We start from the raw sequence: 16010 nt of genomic DNA on the forward strand, positions 1-16010 counted from the left end.
CTTGGAGCTCCTCCTTCGCCTGCTCGAAGAGAACGGCCTGCACCTGGTCGAGCGTCCCGGGCGCTCGCGTGGAGGGTACGAACCGCGCACGGCGACGATCAGGGTGGCTCCCGGCCTGAGCCGCAGAGCGACCTGCAGCGTGCTCGCCCATGAGCTGGGCCATGCGATGCTCGGCCACACCCCCACCACGGATGCCGCGACGAGGGCCCGACAGGAGACCCGCGCCGACGAGTGGGCCGCGCGCCTGCTGATCACCCCCGCCGCCTACGCCGCCGCAGAGCAGACGCGAGGCTCCCATCCTGCCAGCCTCGCCTTCGAGCTGGGTGTGACGATCGAGATCGTGACCGCCTACCAGCGGCTGCTCCGCCGCACCGGCCTCACCGCTGGTTGAATGGCAGCATGACGTTCCGCACCACCCCCGCCCCGGTCACCCTCACCGGACGCCTCGTCGAGCTGCGACCGCTCGAGGCGTCGCACCACGACGGACTCCTCGACGCGCTGCTCGAGGGCGATCTGTGGAAGAACGCCTGGTACACATCGGTGCCGTCACCGGACGGACTCGCGGCCGAGATCGACCGCCGCATCGGCCTGGTCGAGACCGGCGGGATGATCCCGTTCACCGCGTTCGACGCGTCCGGCCGGATCCTCGGCCTCACGTCGTACTACGACCTCGACGACGACGCTCCGCGGCTGCACATCGGGTACACCTGGAATCGTCCCTCCGCGCACGGAACCGGAACGAACGCCGAGTCCAAGCTGCTGCTGCTCCGGCACGCGTTCGACGTGCTCGGAGTGTTCCGCGTCGGCCTGACCACCCAGTGGGTGAACTTCCAGTCGCGTGCGGCGATCGAGCGGCTCGGCGCGAAGCAGGACGGCGTCATGCGCGCCATGAGCCGCTACCGCAACGGCGCGTTGCGTGACAGCGTCGAGTTCTCGATCATCGAGCCGGAGTGGCCCGCGGTGAAGGCGAACCTCGAGATGAGGCTCGCCAAACGGGGGTGATCGCCCGGGCGAGCGGCGCCGACTACTCGGTGGGGTTGCCCGACCAGTTGTCCTTGCGGCGGGTGGCCGACCCGCGCTGACGCATCATGAAAGCCAGCGACAGGCTGGTGATCAGGAGACCGGCGACGAAGACGATCGCCTGGAAGTCCTCCAGCGACTGAGCGAACCCCATGAGCCAGATACCTCCGAGGAAGAGGATCATGAAGAAGATGAAGCTGAGGATCACGGTGTCTCCTGTCGTAACGGCCGTCATCCAGGATACCGTCTAGCGCAGACGCCCCGGCGACGGAACCCCCTGGGGCATCCGCGCCGATGATGGTTTCGTGCAGGCATGACCGCACAACTGACAGCCCTGGCCATCTCCTGCACCCTGAAGCCCTCCCCCGCAGACTCGAGCACCGACCTCCTCGGATCGCAGATCCTCGCCGCGCTCGGCGAGCACGGGGTCACCGGAGAGAGCGTCCGAGCCGTCGATCACGTGATCAGCCCCGGTGTCGAAGCCGACATGGGCGGCGACGACCAGTGGCCGACACTGCGCGAGAAGGTGCACGCCGCCGACATCCTCGTGTTCCTGACCCCGACCTGGATGGGGCAGCACTCGAGCGTCGCTCAGCGCGCGCTCGAGAGACTCGACGCGGAGCTGAGCGAGACGGATGACGCAGGAAGGCCGATCCTGTTCGACAAGGTCGCGATCGCCGGGATCGTCGGCAACGAGGACGGCGCGCACCATATCGCCGCGATCCTGTTCCAGTCACTGAACGACATCGGCTACTCCGTGCCCGCCCAAGGATCGGTGTACTGGAACGGCGAGGCGATGCAGACCGTCGACTACAAGGATCTCCCCGAGACGCCCGAGAAGGTCGCTCAGGCGACGGCGACCGCGGCGCGGAACGCGGCGCACCTCGCGCGGCGGCTCAAGAGCGACGGATACCCCGCGGAATAGCTCAGGCGCGCGGCGTGCTGTCGCTCGCGACACTCGGCTCGAGGTAGTCGTCGATCACGAGCTCACCGGTCGCGTTCAGACCACGCATCATCTCTTCGATGCGGTGCTTCTCCACCGGGAGCGACTCGGCCGAGGTGAAGAGGAACTGCAGCGGGATCGCGGGATGGATCCACACCGTCAGACGCCCGGTGTCGCCGCCCTCGCGAGGGTGCCACGTCATCATGAAGCTCTCCTGCCGGCGCAGCTTCGTTCCGACGATGACCTTCAGATGCGCGAGCGTCGCGTCGTCGATGAGGATCGGCTCCGATGTGCCGTCATACCGCAGTCTTCCCATGAAAGAAACCGTACCTCGTGCGCGCGCTCGCGCGTGCACGCGCGAGGGATCACGCGGCTCGGCGGAAGCGCACCGTCTCGGCACGACGAGAAGGCTCGAGCGTCACGCCCGCGAGCTCGAGGCGGCGGACGACGCGTCGGGGCAACGCGGGGAGCTCCGCCGTGCGGCCTTCCGACGGCTTCGCGAGGCCGACGATGAGGGAGAGGTCGGTGTCGGCCCCGCGGACCTCCACCCGTGCGTAGTCGCTGCGCATCCGCCAGACGAGCGTCTCGAGTTCCGTGAAAGGGATGCGATGGGTCGACGAGTCTGTGCGGATGCGCAGCTCGTCGTTACCGAAGGCCACCGCGCATGACAGCGTCCGACGACGCAGAGCCGACCTGAGCAGCAGGTACGCCGGAAGCCCGACGACGACGCCCATCACGATGATCGCGACCCGCGGCCCCATGCTCATCACGGCGTCGTCGAGCGCGATCAGCAGTGCGGTTCCCGCCAGACCCACGACCAGGACGACTCCGACGATCACGAGCGTGAGCGCGCGCATCCGCAGGTCGAGGGCCCGGAACTCGACACGCGATCCGTCGCCGTGCTCCTCCCGCTGCCAGTCGGGGGGGCGTGGGCGCCGGCCGCGTCGCCGTGTCCCGACGCCGGAACAGGTCGGTGATCCGCGAGAGCAGGCCGAGCCAGACCCATCCCACCGCCGGGCCCGCCGCGATCTGCAGCACCAGGATCACCGCTCGTGCGGGCTCGGGAAGGTCTGCGAGCAGGTCTGCTCCGCCGAACTCGACGACGAAGATCATCAGGGCGGTCAGCACCGCCGCGACGCCGAGCTGCAGCACCACGCCCTTGCGGGCGGGGCGCATCTCCATGGTCGCGTTCACGAACGAGAACGCGAGGCCGAAGCCTCCGAGCAGCATCAGGAGGAACGGGAAGAAGCTCAGGTCGTCGCCCGCGAGCGTCCAGGCGATCGCGGCGGCGAGCAGCACGAGGCCGACGATCAACGGATCCCGCACGAACCTGCGGGTGACGGTGTCCCTGATCCGCCTGTCAGCGGTGTTCTCGGGGGCCGTGTCGGTCATCGCAGCAATCCTAGAGCGAGCTCGCGCGTCATCACGGGCTCATCACCCCTCCTGCCGCAGTACCGTGGATCCATGACCGCTCCTGTTGATCCGACACACACCCCCGCCTGGTCCGAGCTCGCCGCACTGCGCGAGTCGATCAGCCCCGATCTGCGCGGGTGGTTCGCCGCCGATGCGGATCGCGCCGAGCGCTTCTCGTTCCCGCTCGCCGACCTCCACGTCGACCTGTCGAAGAACCTCGTCACCGACGAGGTTCTCGCAGCCCTGGTGCGCCTCGCGGAGCAGACCGGCGTCGCCGATCGCTACGCGGCGATGCTCGAGGGCAGCCACCTCAACACCTCCGAGGATCGCGCAGTGCTGCACACGGCCCTGCGGCGCCCCGCCGGCGGCTCCCCCGCACTCGTCGTCGACGGGCAGGACGTGGATGCCGACGTGCAGGAGGTGCTCGACGCGCTCAGCGCGTTCGCGACGCGAGTCCGAGCGGGCGAGTGGCTGGGCATCACGGGCAAGAAGGTCACCCACGTCGTCAACATCGGCATCGGCGGCTCCGACCTCGGTCCCGTCATGGTCTACGAGGCGTTGAAGCCCTACGCGGATGCCGGCATCAATGCGCGGTTCGTGTCGAACATCGACCCCACCGACCTCGCGCAGAAGACCGCCGACCTCGACCCCGAGACCACGCTCTTCATCGTCGCGTCGAAGACCTTCACCACCCTCGAGACGCTCACCAACGCGCGCCTCGCGCGCGACTGGCTGTGGGCGGGCCTCGAGGCATCCGGAGCCATCACCGCAGATGACGACGCCCGCACCGACGCCGTCGCGCACCACTTCGTCGCCGTGTCGACCGCGCTCGACAAGGTCGCCGCCTTCGGCATCGACCCCGCCAACGCGTTCGGGTTCTGGGACTGGGTGGGCGGACGCTACTCGGTCGACTCCGCGATCGGCCTGTCGCTCGCGATCGTGCTCGGTCCCGACGCGTTCCGCGACCTCCTCTCCGGCTTCCACGCCGTCGACGAGCATGTGCGCACCACCCCGCTCGAGCGCAATGTGCCGGTCCTGATGGGCCTGCTCAACGTCTGGTACGTCAACTTCCACGGTGCGCAGTCGCACGCCGTACTGCCCTACGCGCAGCAGCTGAGCCGGTTCCCCGCCTACCTGCAGCAGTTGACGATGGAGTCCAACGGCAAGTCCGTGCGCTGGGACGGCACACCCGTCACCACCGACACGGGCGAGGTCTTCTGGGGCGAGCCCGGCACCAACGGCCAGCACGCGTTCTATCAGCTCATCCACCAGGGCACGCGACTCATCCCCGCCGACTTCATCGCCTTCGTGAACCCGGCCTACCCGCTCACCGACGGTGGCCAGGACGTGCATGAGCTGTTCCTCGCGAACTTCCTCGCCCAGACCAAGGCGCTGGCGTTCGGGAAGACCGCCGAAGAGGTCGAGGCAGAGGGCACCACGGGAGCTCTCGTCGCGGCCCGCACCTTCGCCGGCAACCGCCCGACGACGTCGATCTTCGCCCCCGCTCTGACGCCGCAGGTGCTCGGGCAGCTCATCGCCCTGTACGAGCACATCACGTTCACCCAGGGCACGATCTGGGGCATCAACTCGTTCGACCAGTGGGGCGTCGAGCTCGGCAAGCAGCTCGCCATGCAGATCGCCCCCGCGATCGGCGGCGACGAGTCGGCGATCGACGCGCAGGATGCCTCGACCAAGGCCCTGCTCGCGTACTACAGGGCGAACAGGGCGTAGCCACGACCGCACGACGAGAAAGACCCCCGAGCTGATGCTCGGGGGTCTTTCCCTGTCCGTGGACCTAAGGGGATTCGAACCCCTGACCTCCTCGATGCGAACGAGGCGCGCTACCAACTGCGCCATAGGCCCTGACGTCTTCTACGCTATCACGCCGGAAGAGGTGCCCGTGCCGCGCAGATCAGCCCGCGGCGCGCTTGGCCAGGAGGTCGCGGACATGCGCCTCGATCTCGGCGTCGTCCACGTAGCCCATCTTCGCGAACGGCGACGTGGCGACCGGGATCTGCACCGGAGTCGCCGGCGCCATCCGCTCGGCGCGCTCGCGCAGTTCGGCGAGGCGCGCGGCTGTGCGACGCTCCTCCTGAGCATCCATCTCGGCGCGGGCTATCTGCGCACGAGAGCCCGCGACCGAGACCAGCGGCTCGGGAAGCGGGCGTGGCGTCCACGTGGCACGACCCTGATCGTGCAACGTCGGCTCGGCCCTCACAACGGGCTCCTCCGCGATCCGCACCGAGCGACGCGCGGCACGGCTCGCGACCGACGACATCCGCTGAAGGGCGAAGCCCGCAGCGATCACCACCGCGCCCCCGAGCCAGAGAAGGGTCTGGGCCTGCGTGGCGAGCAGCTGCCACACCCCGAGACCCACGACGACGAGACCGAGCAGAAGAACAGAGGTCGCCGCCATGCGCACACGCCGACGCGCTCGCGCCTGGCGCACGACGGGATCGGCTCGAGCGGCAGCGAGCTCCTGGCGGAGAGCGGTGAGCTCGGCCGCCTCCTTCTCGGACTGCAGACGCTTCGCGAGCTTCTGCTGTGCGAGCGCGGTGCGTGCATTCAGTTCGAGCCGCACCTCACCGGGTGTCTCGCTGGTCTCGGCCAGTACCCGGAGCGCCTGATTCAGCCGTACGGCGTTGCGCTCGGCGGCGTCGTACTGGAAGCGACCACGCCACGAGGGCAGCAGATACAGCATCCAAAGGAGCACGGCGACGAGCACGATCACTCCTCCGCTCAGCACCGGCCCGTCCATGTCGACAACGGTACGGGAACATCGGCGGCAACGACCCTCAGTCCGGGCGTGTGTCGCGACCAGTTCGGCGTGTCGCGCCCTCAGATCGCCAGTCGGTCGGACGGCGGGATGGTCGCCGCGTCGGGCGGCACCTGACCGTTGAGCCACCGCGCCAGCACACCCTGCGGCACATCCTCCCGCGTGAGCGCGAATGCGTAGTGGTCGCGCCAGTCGCCGTCGATGTGGATGTAGCGGCGACGGAGGCCTTCGTAGCGGAAGCCGAGCTTCTGCACCACGCGCAGGCTCGCCGCGTTCTCAGGGCGGATGCAGATCTCCATGCGGTGCAGGGCGTACTCGGTGAAGCATGCGTCGGTCGCGAGCGCGACCGCCGTCGGGGTGATGCCCTTGCCCGCGAAGCGCTCGCTCACCCAGTAGCCGATCGTCGCCGAGCACAGCGAGCCCCTGGCCACACCCCAGACGTTCAGCTGACCGGCGACCTCGCCGTCGTACTCCATGACGAACGGGTAGCCCTGCCCGTCGCGATACTGCTGCAGCAGACGCCGGATGCTGAGCCGCATGTCGAACGAGACGGAGCCGTACGGCACCGTCGCCTCCCAGGGTTGCAGCCATGCACGGTTGCTCAGCAGCTCGTGCTGCAGCGGCCTGGCGTCACGGGAGCGCACGAGGCGCAACTCGATCGGACCGTGCCGCATCCCCGTCGCCTGATCCATCCGAGCGCTCCGAAGCCGCGAGGACGCCTAGAGGCGTTCCGCGAACTCCTTCAGCCACGGCCGCAGCTCGGGGCCGAGGTCGTCGCGGTCCGAGGCGAGCTGCACGATCGCCTTGATGTAGTCGACGCGGTCGCCGGTGTCGTAACGGCGTCCACGGAAGATCACGCCGACGACGCCAGGGCCCTCAGGCCTGGTGGCGAGCTCCTGCAGCGCATCCGTGAGCTGGATCTCTCCGCCCTTGCCGGGCTCGGTGCGCTCGAGCACCTCGAAGATCGAGGCGGGCAGCACGTAGCGTCCGATGATCGCGAGGTTCGAGGGCGCGTCCTCCTGCGCCGGCTTCTCGACGAGACCCGTCACGCGCACGGCATCCGAACCGTCGATCTCCTCGACGGCGGCGGCGCCGTACATGTGGATGTTGGCCGGATCGACCTCCATGAGAGCGATCACCGCGGCACCGCTGCGCTCGTGCTCGGCGATCATCTCGGTGAGCAGCGGGTCGCGCTCGTCGATGAGGTCGTCTCCGAGGAGCACGGCGAAAGAGCTGTCGCCCACGTGGGTGCGAGCACGCAGCACCGCGTGTCCGAGACCCTTCGGCTCACCCTGACGGACGAAGTGGATGTCGGCGAGATCGCTCGACTGCACCACCCGCGCGAGGCGGCCGGTGTCGCCCTTCTCCATGAGCTTGACCTCGAGCTCGGGAACCGAGTCGAAGTGGTTCGAGATGGCGTTCTTGTTGCGTCCGATGATCACGAGGATGTCCTCGATGCCGGCGGTCGCGGCCTCTTCGACCACGTACTGGATGGCCGGCTTGTCGACGACCGGCAGCATCTCCTTCGGCATCGCCTTCGTCGCCGGCAGGAATCGTGTCCCCAGTCCTGCGGCGGGAATGACGGCCTTGATCTTCTGAGCACCCATCTTCACAGCCTAGTGGGGATGCCCGCCGTAGACTCGGAGCCATGTCGAACGACGTGGAGCACGAGAAGCGCGCGCTGCGGGCCGAGCTCCGTGAGCGCCGCCAGCTGCTGAGCGATGCCCAACGCGAGAGCGCGGCATCCGCCCTCACGCAGAGACTGGACGAACTCGTCGAGTCGCTCGGCGCGCGGTCGATCTCGTGCTTCCTCTCCACCACCACGGAACCGGGGACCAGGGAGTTCGTGACCGGTGCAGTGCGCCGCGGGATCCGCGTGCTCCTTCCTGTCACCCGGGCGGACGGACTTCTCGACTGGGCGGTCGCGACCGACGATGACGATGTCGCCGAGGGCCTGTTCGGGCTGCCCGAACCGACGGGCGAGGTGCTCGGCCCCATCGCGGTGAACGACGTCGACCTCATGGTGATCCCCGCCGCGGCCGTCGACCGCACCGGGATGCGCATGGGGTGGGGCCGCGGCTACTTCGACAAGACCATCGGATCGATGGAGAAGTGCCCGCCCGTCTACGCGGTCATCTATGATTCCGAGGTACTCGACTTCCTGCCGAGGGAGGTTCACGACCAGCCGGTCACCGGCGTCGTGACCCCCACGCAGACCCTTCTCCTGTCGCAGTCGCGACGCTGACCCCCGCGAGGACCGCAATGCCCACCTATGCCTATGCCTGCCGTTCCTGCGGCCACGCCTTCGACGCCGTGCAGAGCTTCTCCGACGACGCGCTCACCGTCTGCCCCGAGTGCGGCGGCGAGCTGCGCAAGCAGTACGGGTCCATCGGCGTGACGTTCAACGGCTCGGGCTTCTATCGCACCGACTCGCGGTCGGGGTCCGGCTCTTCCGCATCCGCCCCGGCATCATCGAAGTCGGAGCCGACGAAGAGCGCCACCCCGGCGCCCGCGTCGAGCACCACCTCTTCCTGACACACAACGGACCTCCGGAGGTTCCCATGCTCAAAGGTTTCAAGGACTTCATCCTCCGCGGCAACGTCATCGACCTGGCTGTCGCGGTCGTCATCGGCACCGCGTTCACGGCCATCGTCACCGCCGTGGTGAACAGCATCATCACCCCGCTCGTCTCCCTGTTCTTCAAGGCCGACGCGGCCGGCAACTTCGGACCGCAGCTGACCAGCCTCTACGGCGACAAGGTCACCTTCCCGATCGGTGATCTGATCTCGGCGATCATCAGCTTCCTCTCGGTCGCCCTGGTGGTCTACTTCGTATTCGTCCTGCCGATGAACACCTTCAAGGCGCACGTCGAGGCCCGCAAGGGCACCGCCGCAGAAGAGCCGGCTGAAGAGCCGGCCGCGGCGACCGAGGCCGAGCTGCTCGTGGAGATCCGCGACCTGCTCGCCCGGAACGCCCGCAGCTGACACGCATCCCCTCGACGCACGAAGCGCACGGTCCCCTCGGGGCCGTGCGCTTTCGTCATACCGGGCGCGTGGTGCGGCGCGGTCAGTAGTGCGGAGGCACGTCCTGCATCAGGCGGTCGTCGTTGGGACCCTTCGGACCTTTCGGGCCCGTGGATGCAGGCGCCGCCGGCCGCGTCGTCGGCGACGCCGCGGCCTCGGGGTCCGTATCGGTGCCGGCCACCGGGGTCAGCCGTGCACGCCGGGACCCCGCGACCCGCACGACCTTCTGCCGCGGAGCACTCGGGTCGGGCTGCTCAGCCATTCTTCGGATCGTCGAGATCGATCGGCTGGGTGTCGTTGTCGGCGCGGGCGGCGGATGCCGAGATCCCCAGCACCCCCGCGATGCGTGACGCCGCGGTGACAGGGTCGCTGTACAGGTCGAAAGCGTGCACGCGGACGTAGTGCCACCCGAGTCGGCGGAGCACGTGCGGCCTGAGACGCAGCGTCTCGCGCAGGGACTCGCCTCGCGACTCCGGGTCGGGCTCGATCACGACCGCCTTGCCGCCGTGCTGCGCGACGAGCGGGAGCAGACCGCGGTAGTCGACGTCGACAGAGGCGCCGAGGCGGCGCAGCTCCCGCGCGAGAGCGAGCGTCAACGGGTCGGCGAGATCCTCGAGGCGCGCGTCACGACCGCGTGCGGCCAGGCCGCCCAGGATCGACATCAGCATCGCCGCACCGTATTCGAGTCGTCCGTCGTCGAACGAGGAGGGCCGGATCGACGAGACGATGACCATCGAGCGACGAGCTCTCGTCATGCCGACGGTCAGCAGCCGCTCGCCGTCGGGAGTCGACAGGTCGCCGAAGTCGCTGAGCACGCGCCCGTGCTTGGTGAGACCGAAGCCCAGAGAGAAGATGACCCGGTCGCGACTCTCGGCGACGGACTCCTCGAGAGTGAGCACCGCGAAGGGCTCGGCCGTGTCCCGCCCCACGAAGTCGGCGACGTCGGATCGGCCCGCGAACGCCGAGGTGACCGCGGCGCGCACACGCTCCGCGTGACGCCTGCTGGCGGTGACGACCATGAGTGACTCGTCCGGGCGATGCACGGCATGCTCCACGACGAGGGTGACGACCCTGGCGACTTCGGCCTCCGGGCTCTCCACGGCTCCAGAGACGGGGTCCGGGGCGCCGGTGCCGCCCTCGACGTAATCGACGGTCAGGCTGCCGCGGCCGAGGTACGAGCCCGCCCAGGGCAGCGAGACGATCTCGCCGCCGTAGAACGCGTCGTTGATCAGTTCGGCGAGGTCCTCGCCGCCCGCGCGGTAGCTGCGCGTGAGCGTCATCACGGGGAGCAGCTCCGACAGGCGCTCGAACACCGACACGGAGTCGAACGGAACCTCGTGCTCCCAGTCGACCCCGGGGTCGACGGCGACGTGGAACGGCGTCGGAAGCTGGGTCACAGGATCGCCGAACGCCACGATCTGCCGCGCACGGCGGATGGCCGGCGCGGCCTCGGCGAGGTTGATGGCGGCCGCGTCGACGAGGAGCACCGCGTCGAACTCCACCGAGTCGGGAATGTGCGGCACGAGATAGGGCGACGAGATCCACACGGGGGCGAGCACGTCGACGAGCGCGGGAGCGGCGCTCACGATCTCCGCCGTCGTGGTGGCGGGCTGCTTCAGCGCCCGACGCAGGTTCTGCGACTCCTGCGGCTCGTCGACGATCGCGATCTTCCACTGGTTGGCGAGCTGCCAGGCGAGCAACGGCCCCGCCATGGCCGCATGCGCCTCATCGACGAGGCGGAAGTCGCGCTCGAGTCGGTCGACGACGGCCGTGTTGGCACCGAGGAGAGCCCGGTCGTCCTGCAGCGCGCGCTCGAGCAGCGTCTGCCACCAGGCGAACTCCAGCTCGTCGCCCACGCGCGCTTCGGAGACGTGTCGCACCGAGAGCTCGGCGAGGAGCGGCTCGAGACCGAGTTCGGCGAGTCGATCACGCAGCTGCGCGCGCTCGACCAGGTTGTCGAACACGTCGGACTTGGCCGCGAGCCCTGCGAGGGTGCGCACGAGTCGTGCGACGGGAAGAGTCGACAACGGCTCCCGACGGCCGAGCGCGACGTCGAGTTCGGCGAGCTCGGCGGTGACCCGCTGCCAGGCGACATAGACGTCGGCGAGGCCGAGAGGGATCTCAGGGGCGACGCCCGCGTCGACGTACCGCTGCCACTGCGTGCGCTGCGTCTGGATGCGCAGCAGCGCCTCATGCATCTCGGTGACATGGACGCCGGGACGCACGTACTCCTTGGCCAGACGGCGCAGGCGACGGCGGTCGGCGCCCGACAGGTTCGGCGCGTCACGACGCGAGCCGTGGGCCTTGATGAGTTCGCCGAGCGGACGCTCGAACACGGTCGGACTGAAACGGTCGAGGGAGTCGCGGATGCCCTGCAACAGGCGCAGGTACTCACCCAGTTCGTCGATGGTCGAGAACGGTCGCATGTGGGTCTGCGCGATCAGCGCATACCCCCGCTCGAGCAGGGCCGGCACGCTGTCACCGTGCAGACGCCCTGCCAGCTGGTGCGCAGCCCTCGCGGCCTCCGTGCTCGAGAAGCTCACGCCGTACCAGGGTGAGTCGTTCGGACCGAACCGGAACTCGCCGAGACGCGCGGCCTGGGCCAGAGCGGCAGCCGCGGCCGAGCGGTCGTCGGAGAGCCGTCGGAGAGTCTCGGGGCTCAGTCGGGCGGTGGTCGACGGCGGGGTCGGCAGTGACGCAAGGCGCGTGAGGTGACGGGTGGCGTCGAGCACCGAGGCGTTCGTCCCCGCGACCGGGGCCGTGAGCGCCTGCCGGTAGTCCCGCAGCACGGTGCGCAGACGCACGAGCGCGTCGTCGACGTCGCTCACCTTCGGCGCGGTCGCCTTCTCGTTGCGGCCGATCGCGCGCACCAGATCCCGGCGGACGCTCGCGGGCGAGACCGCGAGGCTGTCGAGACCGATGCCGGCGAGACGATGCCGCACGCCGTCGAGGGTCGAGCGGCGCGCCGAGACCACGAGCACCCGCTTGCCTGCGCGCACCAGCTCGCCCAGCGCATTGATCACGGTCTGGGTGCCGCCGGTGCCCGGCAGCGTGGCGACCGTCAGCGAATGACCGGCGGCGATCCTGGCCAGGACCGCCTCCTGCTCGGCATCCGCATCCAGGAGCAGGTTGTCGGATGCCGGTGCCCTGTCGTCCGGGCCGGTGTGATGCGGCGCCGGTCGTCGTGCGGAGACCTGCTCGCGGTCGCCGACGTGTCCGGCGAGCGCGTTGAGCACGATGTGGTCGAGGCTTCCGCCGTCACGCGACATCGCGCCGCCGACGTCGGCGAAGGTCGACACCACGAGCCGCGGGAGGACCGTGAAGGTGTCGATCGAGCGGGTGGTCGCCCGCAGGCTGTCGATCACCGGCTGAGGCTTGAAGATGCCGCCGTCGTAGGCGAGCGCGGCGAGCGCCGTCGCGTCGATCGTGATGCCGAAGTGCTCGCGCGCGATGCGCACGAGTTCGGGGTTGACCTCGAAGGCGCCCTGCAGCTTGAGTTCGAAATCCGAGTGATGACGACGGATCGCGAGAGGACGCAGGAGGACGGGAGCGGCGAAGTCCGCGCCGCCGATGCGCCACCCTGCGACGCCGACGGCCAGGTGCACGGCCTCGATGCCGCGGACCGTGCGCAGCTCCGTGTTCTTCGCCGTGATCCGCTCGGCGGCGAGGCGTGCCGTGCGCAGACCGACCTCATCGCGATACAGGTTCGAGAGCAGCGTCGACTTGCCGGTGATGAACTGGGGAAGGCTTCCGGGGTGTGCCTTGGAGATGTCGATGCCGGATTCGACGGTGTCACGGAAGGTGACCAGCGGCGAAGAACCGCCCAGATCCGCCGCTTCGGCACGCAGGCGCGTCCGCTCGGCCTCTGCGGCGTGAGCGATCTCGACGCCGACGGCCGACTCCTGCAGCCCGCCCAGGGTCACTGAGGCATCGGTCGCTGCATCATCCGCAGCCTTGCCTTCACGTCGCCACACACCTCACACACTAAGCGCGGCTCGCCGTACCGCCGGTATCCCGGGCGGGTTTCACCGTATTTCCGCCTCTCTCCGCGCCTTCGGCACCCGTCCGACCGCTCCTGCACCTCCGCGGCGATCGGACGCGCTCTCCCCCGGTCGCGTACGCGCGCACCCCGGCGGTCGGCCGCGACGGTCAGGATGGTGGCATGACCTTCCGCTACGACTTCGCTCCGACCCCCTTCGGAGACGCACTCGCCGTGTTCTCCGACGACGGACTCGTCCGATTCGACCTCTCGGAATCCGACGATCCCTCCGTCCCCTGGCTTCTGGAAGAGGTCTCGGGCCGGTTGCGCTCGGTTCCCGAGCCCGACCCCGGTGCCGCCGACGAGCTCACCGAGCTCCTCGACGAGTACTTCGCCGGATTGCCGGTGAGGTTCGACGAGCATCTGACGCTCGACTGGCGTCTGTCCGACGGATTCGCCCGCACCGCACTGCAGGCCATCAGCACGATCGAGTGGGGCCAGACGCTCAGCTACGGCGAGGTGGCGATGCTGGCGGGGCGACCGGGCGCCGCGCGTGCGGTCGGCACCGCCTGCAGACTCACCCCGTTCTCGATCGTCGTCCCGGTGCACCGCGTGGTGCGGTGGGACGGAACCCCGGGCCAGTACGGAGCGCACCCCGAACGGAAGAGATTCCTCCTCGATCTCGAAGCGCACGGCTGAACAGAAGCGCACGGGTGAACAGAAGCGCACGGGTGAGGGGGCACCGCGGCGAGACGGCGTGGACCCCCGACGAGTAGGCCGTCGGGGGTCCACGTGCTCATCCTCTGAAAGTGGCGAGCGATGAGCGATCAGGCGGCGTTCAGTGATCCGACGCCTTCTCCGCACCGAACCCGGTGAGCGAGCGCACCTCCATCTCGGCAGCGAGATGGGGCGATTCCTTCGTGCGGCTGGTGATGGTTCCGAGCCAGCCGAGGAAGAATCCCAGCGGTATCGAGACGATCCCGGGATTGTTCATCGGCCAGAGCACGATGTCGATACCGGGGATCATCGACGTGGGCGAGCCCGAGAACACCGGGGACAGCACGATCAGGATGATCGCTGCCGAGAGCCCGCCGTACATGCTCCACACCGCTCCTCGGGTGGTGAAGCGGCGCCAGAACAGCGAATACAGGATGGTCGGCAGGTTCGCCGACGCGGCGACGGCGAAGGCCAGCGCGACGAGGAAGGCGATGTTCTGCCCCTGCGCTCCGATGCCGCCGACGATGGCCAGGATGCCGATCACGACGACCGTGCGCCGTGCGACCCGCACCTCCCCGTTCGGGTCGGGCTCCACGGCGTTGCCCGCCGCGTCCTTCCTGCCCTTCTGGATCACGTTCGCGTAGATGTCGTGGGCGAACGAGGCCGCCGCCGTGATCGTGAGACCCGCCACCACCGCGAGGATCGTGGCGAAGGCGACCGCTGAGATGAACCCCAGCAGCACGGGGCCGCCGAGGTACAGCGCGAGCAGCGGCGCTGCGGAGTTCGGCCCACCGGGTGCCGCCGCGATGACGTCGGCACCGACGAGGGCGCCGGCACCGTACCCGAGCACGAGGGTCAGCAGGTAGAAGCCGCCGATGAGCCAGATCGCCCAGACCACCGAGCGGCGCGCCTCCTTGGCCGTCGGAACCGTGTAGAAGCGCATCAACACGTGCGGGAGCCCGGCGGTTCCGAGCACGAGCGCCATGCCCAGAGACAGGAAGTCCCAGGGGTTCGCTCCGTACTGCAGGCCCGGCCCGAGGATCGCGTCACCCTTGTCGGAGTTCGCCACTGCCGCCTCGAGCAGCGTGTTGAGGTTGAACCCGTTGATCGCGAGCACCCAGATCGTCATGGCGATGGCACCGCCGATCAGCAGGAAGGCCTTGACGATCTGCACCCAGGTCGTCCCCTTCATGCCGCCGATCAGCACGTACACGATCATCAGCACGCCGACGACGGCGATCACGATCGACTGCCCGACCCTGCCGTCGATTCCGAGCAGCAACGAGACGAGGCCGCCGGCGCCCGCCATCTGCGCGAGGAGATAGAAGAAGCAGACCGCGAGGGTGGTGATCGCCGCCGCCATCCGCACCGGGCGCTGCTTCAGACGGAACGACAGCACATCGGCCATCGTGAACTTGCCCGTGTTGCGCATGAGCTCGGCGACGAGCAGAAGGGCCACGAGCCACGCCACCAGGAACCCGATCGAGTACAGGAAGCCGTCGTAGCCGTTGATCGCGATCGCACCGCAGATGCCGAGGAACGACGCGGCCGACAGGTAGTCCCCCGCGATCGCGAAACCGTTCTGCGGTCCGGTGAACGAGCGCCCCGCCGCGTAGTAGTCCGCCGCCGTCTTGTTGTTGCGGCTGGCGCGGATCACGATGAAGAGGGTGACGGCGACGAACGCGACGAAGATCGAGATGTTCAACACGGGATTGCTCTCGACCGCGAGGTCCGCCGCCGCGGAGTGGATCACGTTCATGCGTCAGCCTGCGCCTTCTCGAGTTCTTCCCTGATCTCGGTCGCGATCGGATCGAGCTTCCGATTGGCGAAAGCGACATATCCCATCGTGATCGCGAAAGTGGTCACGAATTGCCCGAGCCCCATCAGGAGCCCGACGGTGATATCGCCCCACACCCGCTGCGACATGAAATCGGTGGCGAATGCCGCGAGCAGGACATAGACGAAATACCAGATCAGGAAGAATGCCGCGAGCGGGAAGATGAATGACCGCTGCGTCTTCTTCAGCTCTTGGAATCGCGGGGATTCCTCGACGGCGATGTAGTCGATCGCGCCTGCCGGTTCGGCCGTTGGATGGTCGGACATGGGGCCTCCTTGCCACATGGTCTACGGCTCGCCCTC

General features: G+C 68.7%; 19 protein-coding genes and 1 tRNA gene. 8 read left to right on the top strand and 12 right to left on the bottom strand.

The genetic code is table 11. From position 1 onward, the window contains the following. Position 1: 1 nt before the first annotated feature. Both JOF42_RS14905 and JOF42_RS14910 read left to right on the top strand, forming a co-directional pair. Positions 2-391, top strand: a complete 390-nt coding sequence (locus JOF42_RS14905) for an ImmA/IrrE family metallo-endopeptidase (RefSeq protein WP_210098545.1) — start codon at positions 2-4, stop codon at positions 389-391. A gap of 8 nt (positions 392-399) precedes the next feature. Further along, positions 400-1002, top strand: a complete 603-nt coding sequence (locus tag JOF42_RS14910) for a GNAT family N-acetyltransferase (protein ID WP_210098546.1) — start codon at positions 400-402, stop codon at positions 1000-1002. A gap of 22 nt (positions 1003-1024) precedes the next feature. On the opposite strand, the gene JOF42_RS14915 is transcribed toward JOF42_RS14910, so the two are convergent. After that, positions 1025-1255, bottom strand: coding sequence for a hypothetical protein (locus JOF42_RS14915; RefSeq protein ID WP_235560012.1), 231 nt, complete (start codon positions 1253-1255; stop codon positions 1025-1027). 78 nt (positions 1256-1333) lie between these two features. On the opposite strand from JOF42_RS14915, the gene JOF42_RS14920 reads away from it, so the two are divergent. Beyond that, positions 1334-1945: a flavodoxin family protein gene (locus JOF42_RS14920; protein ID WP_210098547.1), complete on the top strand. Its 612-nt coding sequence runs from the start codon at positions 1334-1336 to the stop codon at positions 1943-1945. A 1-nt stretch (position 1946) separates the two neighbouring features. Here the strand turns inward: JOF42_RS14920 and JOF42_RS14925 are convergent, their stop codons facing one another. From JOF42_RS14925 to JOF42_RS14935, 3 genes are read right to left on the bottom strand one after another with little or no spacing between them, the layout of a single operon-like run. After that, on the bottom strand, positions 1947-2279 hold the full coding sequence (locus tag JOF42_RS14925; RefSeq protein ID WP_210098548.1) for a DUF7882 family protein: 333 nt from the start codon (positions 2277-2279) through the stop codon (positions 1947-1949). Positions 2280-2328: 49 nt separating this feature from the next. Then, positions 2329-2622 carry a hypothetical protein gene (locus JOF42_RS14930; protein WP_210098549.1) on the bottom strand — a complete coding sequence of 98 codons (294 nt, stop codon included), beginning with the start codon at positions 2620-2622 and terminating at the stop codon, positions 2329-2331. Beyond that, the gene (locus tag JOF42_RS14935) at positions 2609-3355 is read right to left on the bottom strand and encodes a hypothetical protein (RefSeq protein WP_210098550.1); all 747 of its coding nucleotides are present in this window, start codon (positions 3353-3355) and stop codon (positions 2609-2611) included. Before JOF42_RS14935 ends, JOF42_RS14930 begins: the two co-directional genes overlap by 14 nt. A gap of 72 nt (positions 3356-3427) precedes the next feature. Between JOF42_RS14935 and pgi the strand changes: the two genes are divergently transcribed. After that, positions 3428-5107 (top strand): glucose-6-phosphate isomerase, encoded by a 1680-nt coding sequence (gene pgi, locus JOF42_RS14940; RefSeq protein WP_210098551.1) that lies wholly within the window; start codon positions 3428-3430, stop codon positions 5105-5107. Positions 5108-5166: 59 nt separating this feature from the next. Here the strand turns inward: pgi and JOF42_RS14945 are convergent. The 4 genes from JOF42_RS14945 to galU all read right to left on the bottom strand — a co-directional run bounded on the left by JOF42_RS14945 (position 5167) and on the right by galU (position 7759). Continuing rightward, positions 5167-5239, bottom strand: a tRNA-Ala gene (locus tag JOF42_RS14945). A gap of 49 nt (positions 5240-5288) precedes the next feature. Next, positions 5289-6134, bottom strand: a complete 846-nt coding sequence (locus JOF42_RS14950; RefSeq protein ID WP_210098552.1) for a hypothetical protein — start codon at positions 6132-6134, stop codon at positions 5289-5291. A gap of 80 nt (positions 6135-6214) precedes the next feature. After that, positions 6215-6826 carry a GNAT family N-acetyltransferase gene (locus JOF42_RS14955; RefSeq protein WP_210099231.1) on the bottom strand — a complete coding sequence of 204 codons (612 nt, stop codon included), beginning with the start codon at positions 6824-6826 and terminating at the stop codon, positions 6215-6217. Between the two features lie 45 nt (positions 6827-6871). Then, positions 6872-7759 carry a UTP--glucose-1-phosphate uridylyltransferase GalU gene (galU, locus tag JOF42_RS14960; protein ID WP_210098553.1) on the bottom strand — a complete coding sequence of 296 codons (888 nt, stop codon included), beginning with the start codon at positions 7757-7759 and terminating at the stop codon, positions 6872-6874. A 41-nt stretch (positions 7760-7800) separates the two neighbouring features. On the opposite strand from galU, the gene JOF42_RS14965 reads away from it, so the two are divergent. Genes JOF42_RS14965 through mscL form a run of 3 tightly spaced genes read left to right on the top strand, consistent with a single transcriptional unit; the run spans position 7801 to position 9136 of the window. Beyond that, the gene (locus JOF42_RS14965) at positions 7801-8397 is read left to right on the top strand and encodes a 5-formyltetrahydrofolate cyclo-ligase (protein WP_210098554.1); all 597 of its coding nucleotides are present in this window, start codon (positions 7801-7803) and stop codon (positions 8395-8397) included. A 17-nt stretch (positions 8398-8414) separates the two neighbouring features. Next, the gene (locus tag JOF42_RS14970) at positions 8415-8687 is read left to right on the top strand and encodes an FmdB family zinc ribbon protein (RefSeq protein WP_210098555.1); all 273 of its coding nucleotides are present in this window, start codon (positions 8415-8417) and stop codon (positions 8685-8687) included. Between the two features lie 26 nt (positions 8688-8713). After that, positions 8714-9136 (top strand): large conductance mechanosensitive channel protein MscL, encoded by a 423-nt coding sequence (gene mscL, locus JOF42_RS14975; protein ID WP_210098556.1) that lies wholly within the window; start codon positions 8714-8716, stop codon positions 9134-9136. 82 nt (positions 9137-9218) lie between these two features. On the opposite strand, the gene JOF42_RS14980 is transcribed toward mscL, so the two are convergent. Next, positions 9219-9437: a hypothetical protein gene (locus tag JOF42_RS14980; RefSeq protein ID WP_210098557.1), complete on the bottom strand. Its 219-nt coding sequence runs from the start codon at positions 9435-9437 to the stop codon at positions 9219-9221. Beyond that, positions 9430-13149: an AAA family ATPase gene (locus JOF42_RS14985; protein ID WP_372443563.1), complete on the bottom strand. Its 3720-nt coding sequence runs from the start codon at positions 13147-13149 to the stop codon at positions 9430-9432. The genes JOF42_RS14980 and JOF42_RS14985 overlap by 8 nt, the downstream gene beginning before the upstream one ends. A 188-nt stretch (positions 13150-13337) precedes the next feature. On the opposite strand from JOF42_RS14985, the gene JOF42_RS14990 reads away from it, so the two are divergent. Then, positions 13338-13853 (top strand): methylated-DNA--[protein]-cysteine S-methyltransferase, encoded by a 516-nt coding sequence (locus JOF42_RS14990; protein ID WP_210098558.1) that lies wholly within the window; start codon positions 13338-13340, stop codon positions 13851-13853. Between the two features lie 139 nt (positions 13854-13992). Here JOF42_RS14990 and JOF42_RS14995 read toward each other — a convergent pair whose 3' ends face one another. Beyond that, positions 13993-15630: a monocarboxylic acid transporter gene (locus tag JOF42_RS14995; protein ID WP_210098559.1), complete on the bottom strand. Its 1638-nt coding sequence runs from the start codon at positions 15628-15630 to the stop codon at positions 13993-13995. After that, the gene (locus JOF42_RS15000; RefSeq protein ID WP_210098560.1) at positions 15627-15974 is read right to left on the bottom strand and encodes a DUF485 domain-containing protein; all 348 of its coding nucleotides are present in this window, start codon (positions 15972-15974) and stop codon (positions 15627-15629) included. The genes JOF42_RS14995 and JOF42_RS15000 overlap by 4 nt, the downstream gene beginning before the upstream one ends. Positions 15975-16010 lie beyond the last annotated feature (36 nt).

This window comes from Microbacterium phyllosphaerae (genome assembly GCF_017876435.1).
GTDB classification, from domain to species: Bacteria; Actinomycetota; Actinomycetes; order Actinomycetales; family Microbacteriaceae; genus Microbacterium; species Microbacterium phyllosphaerae.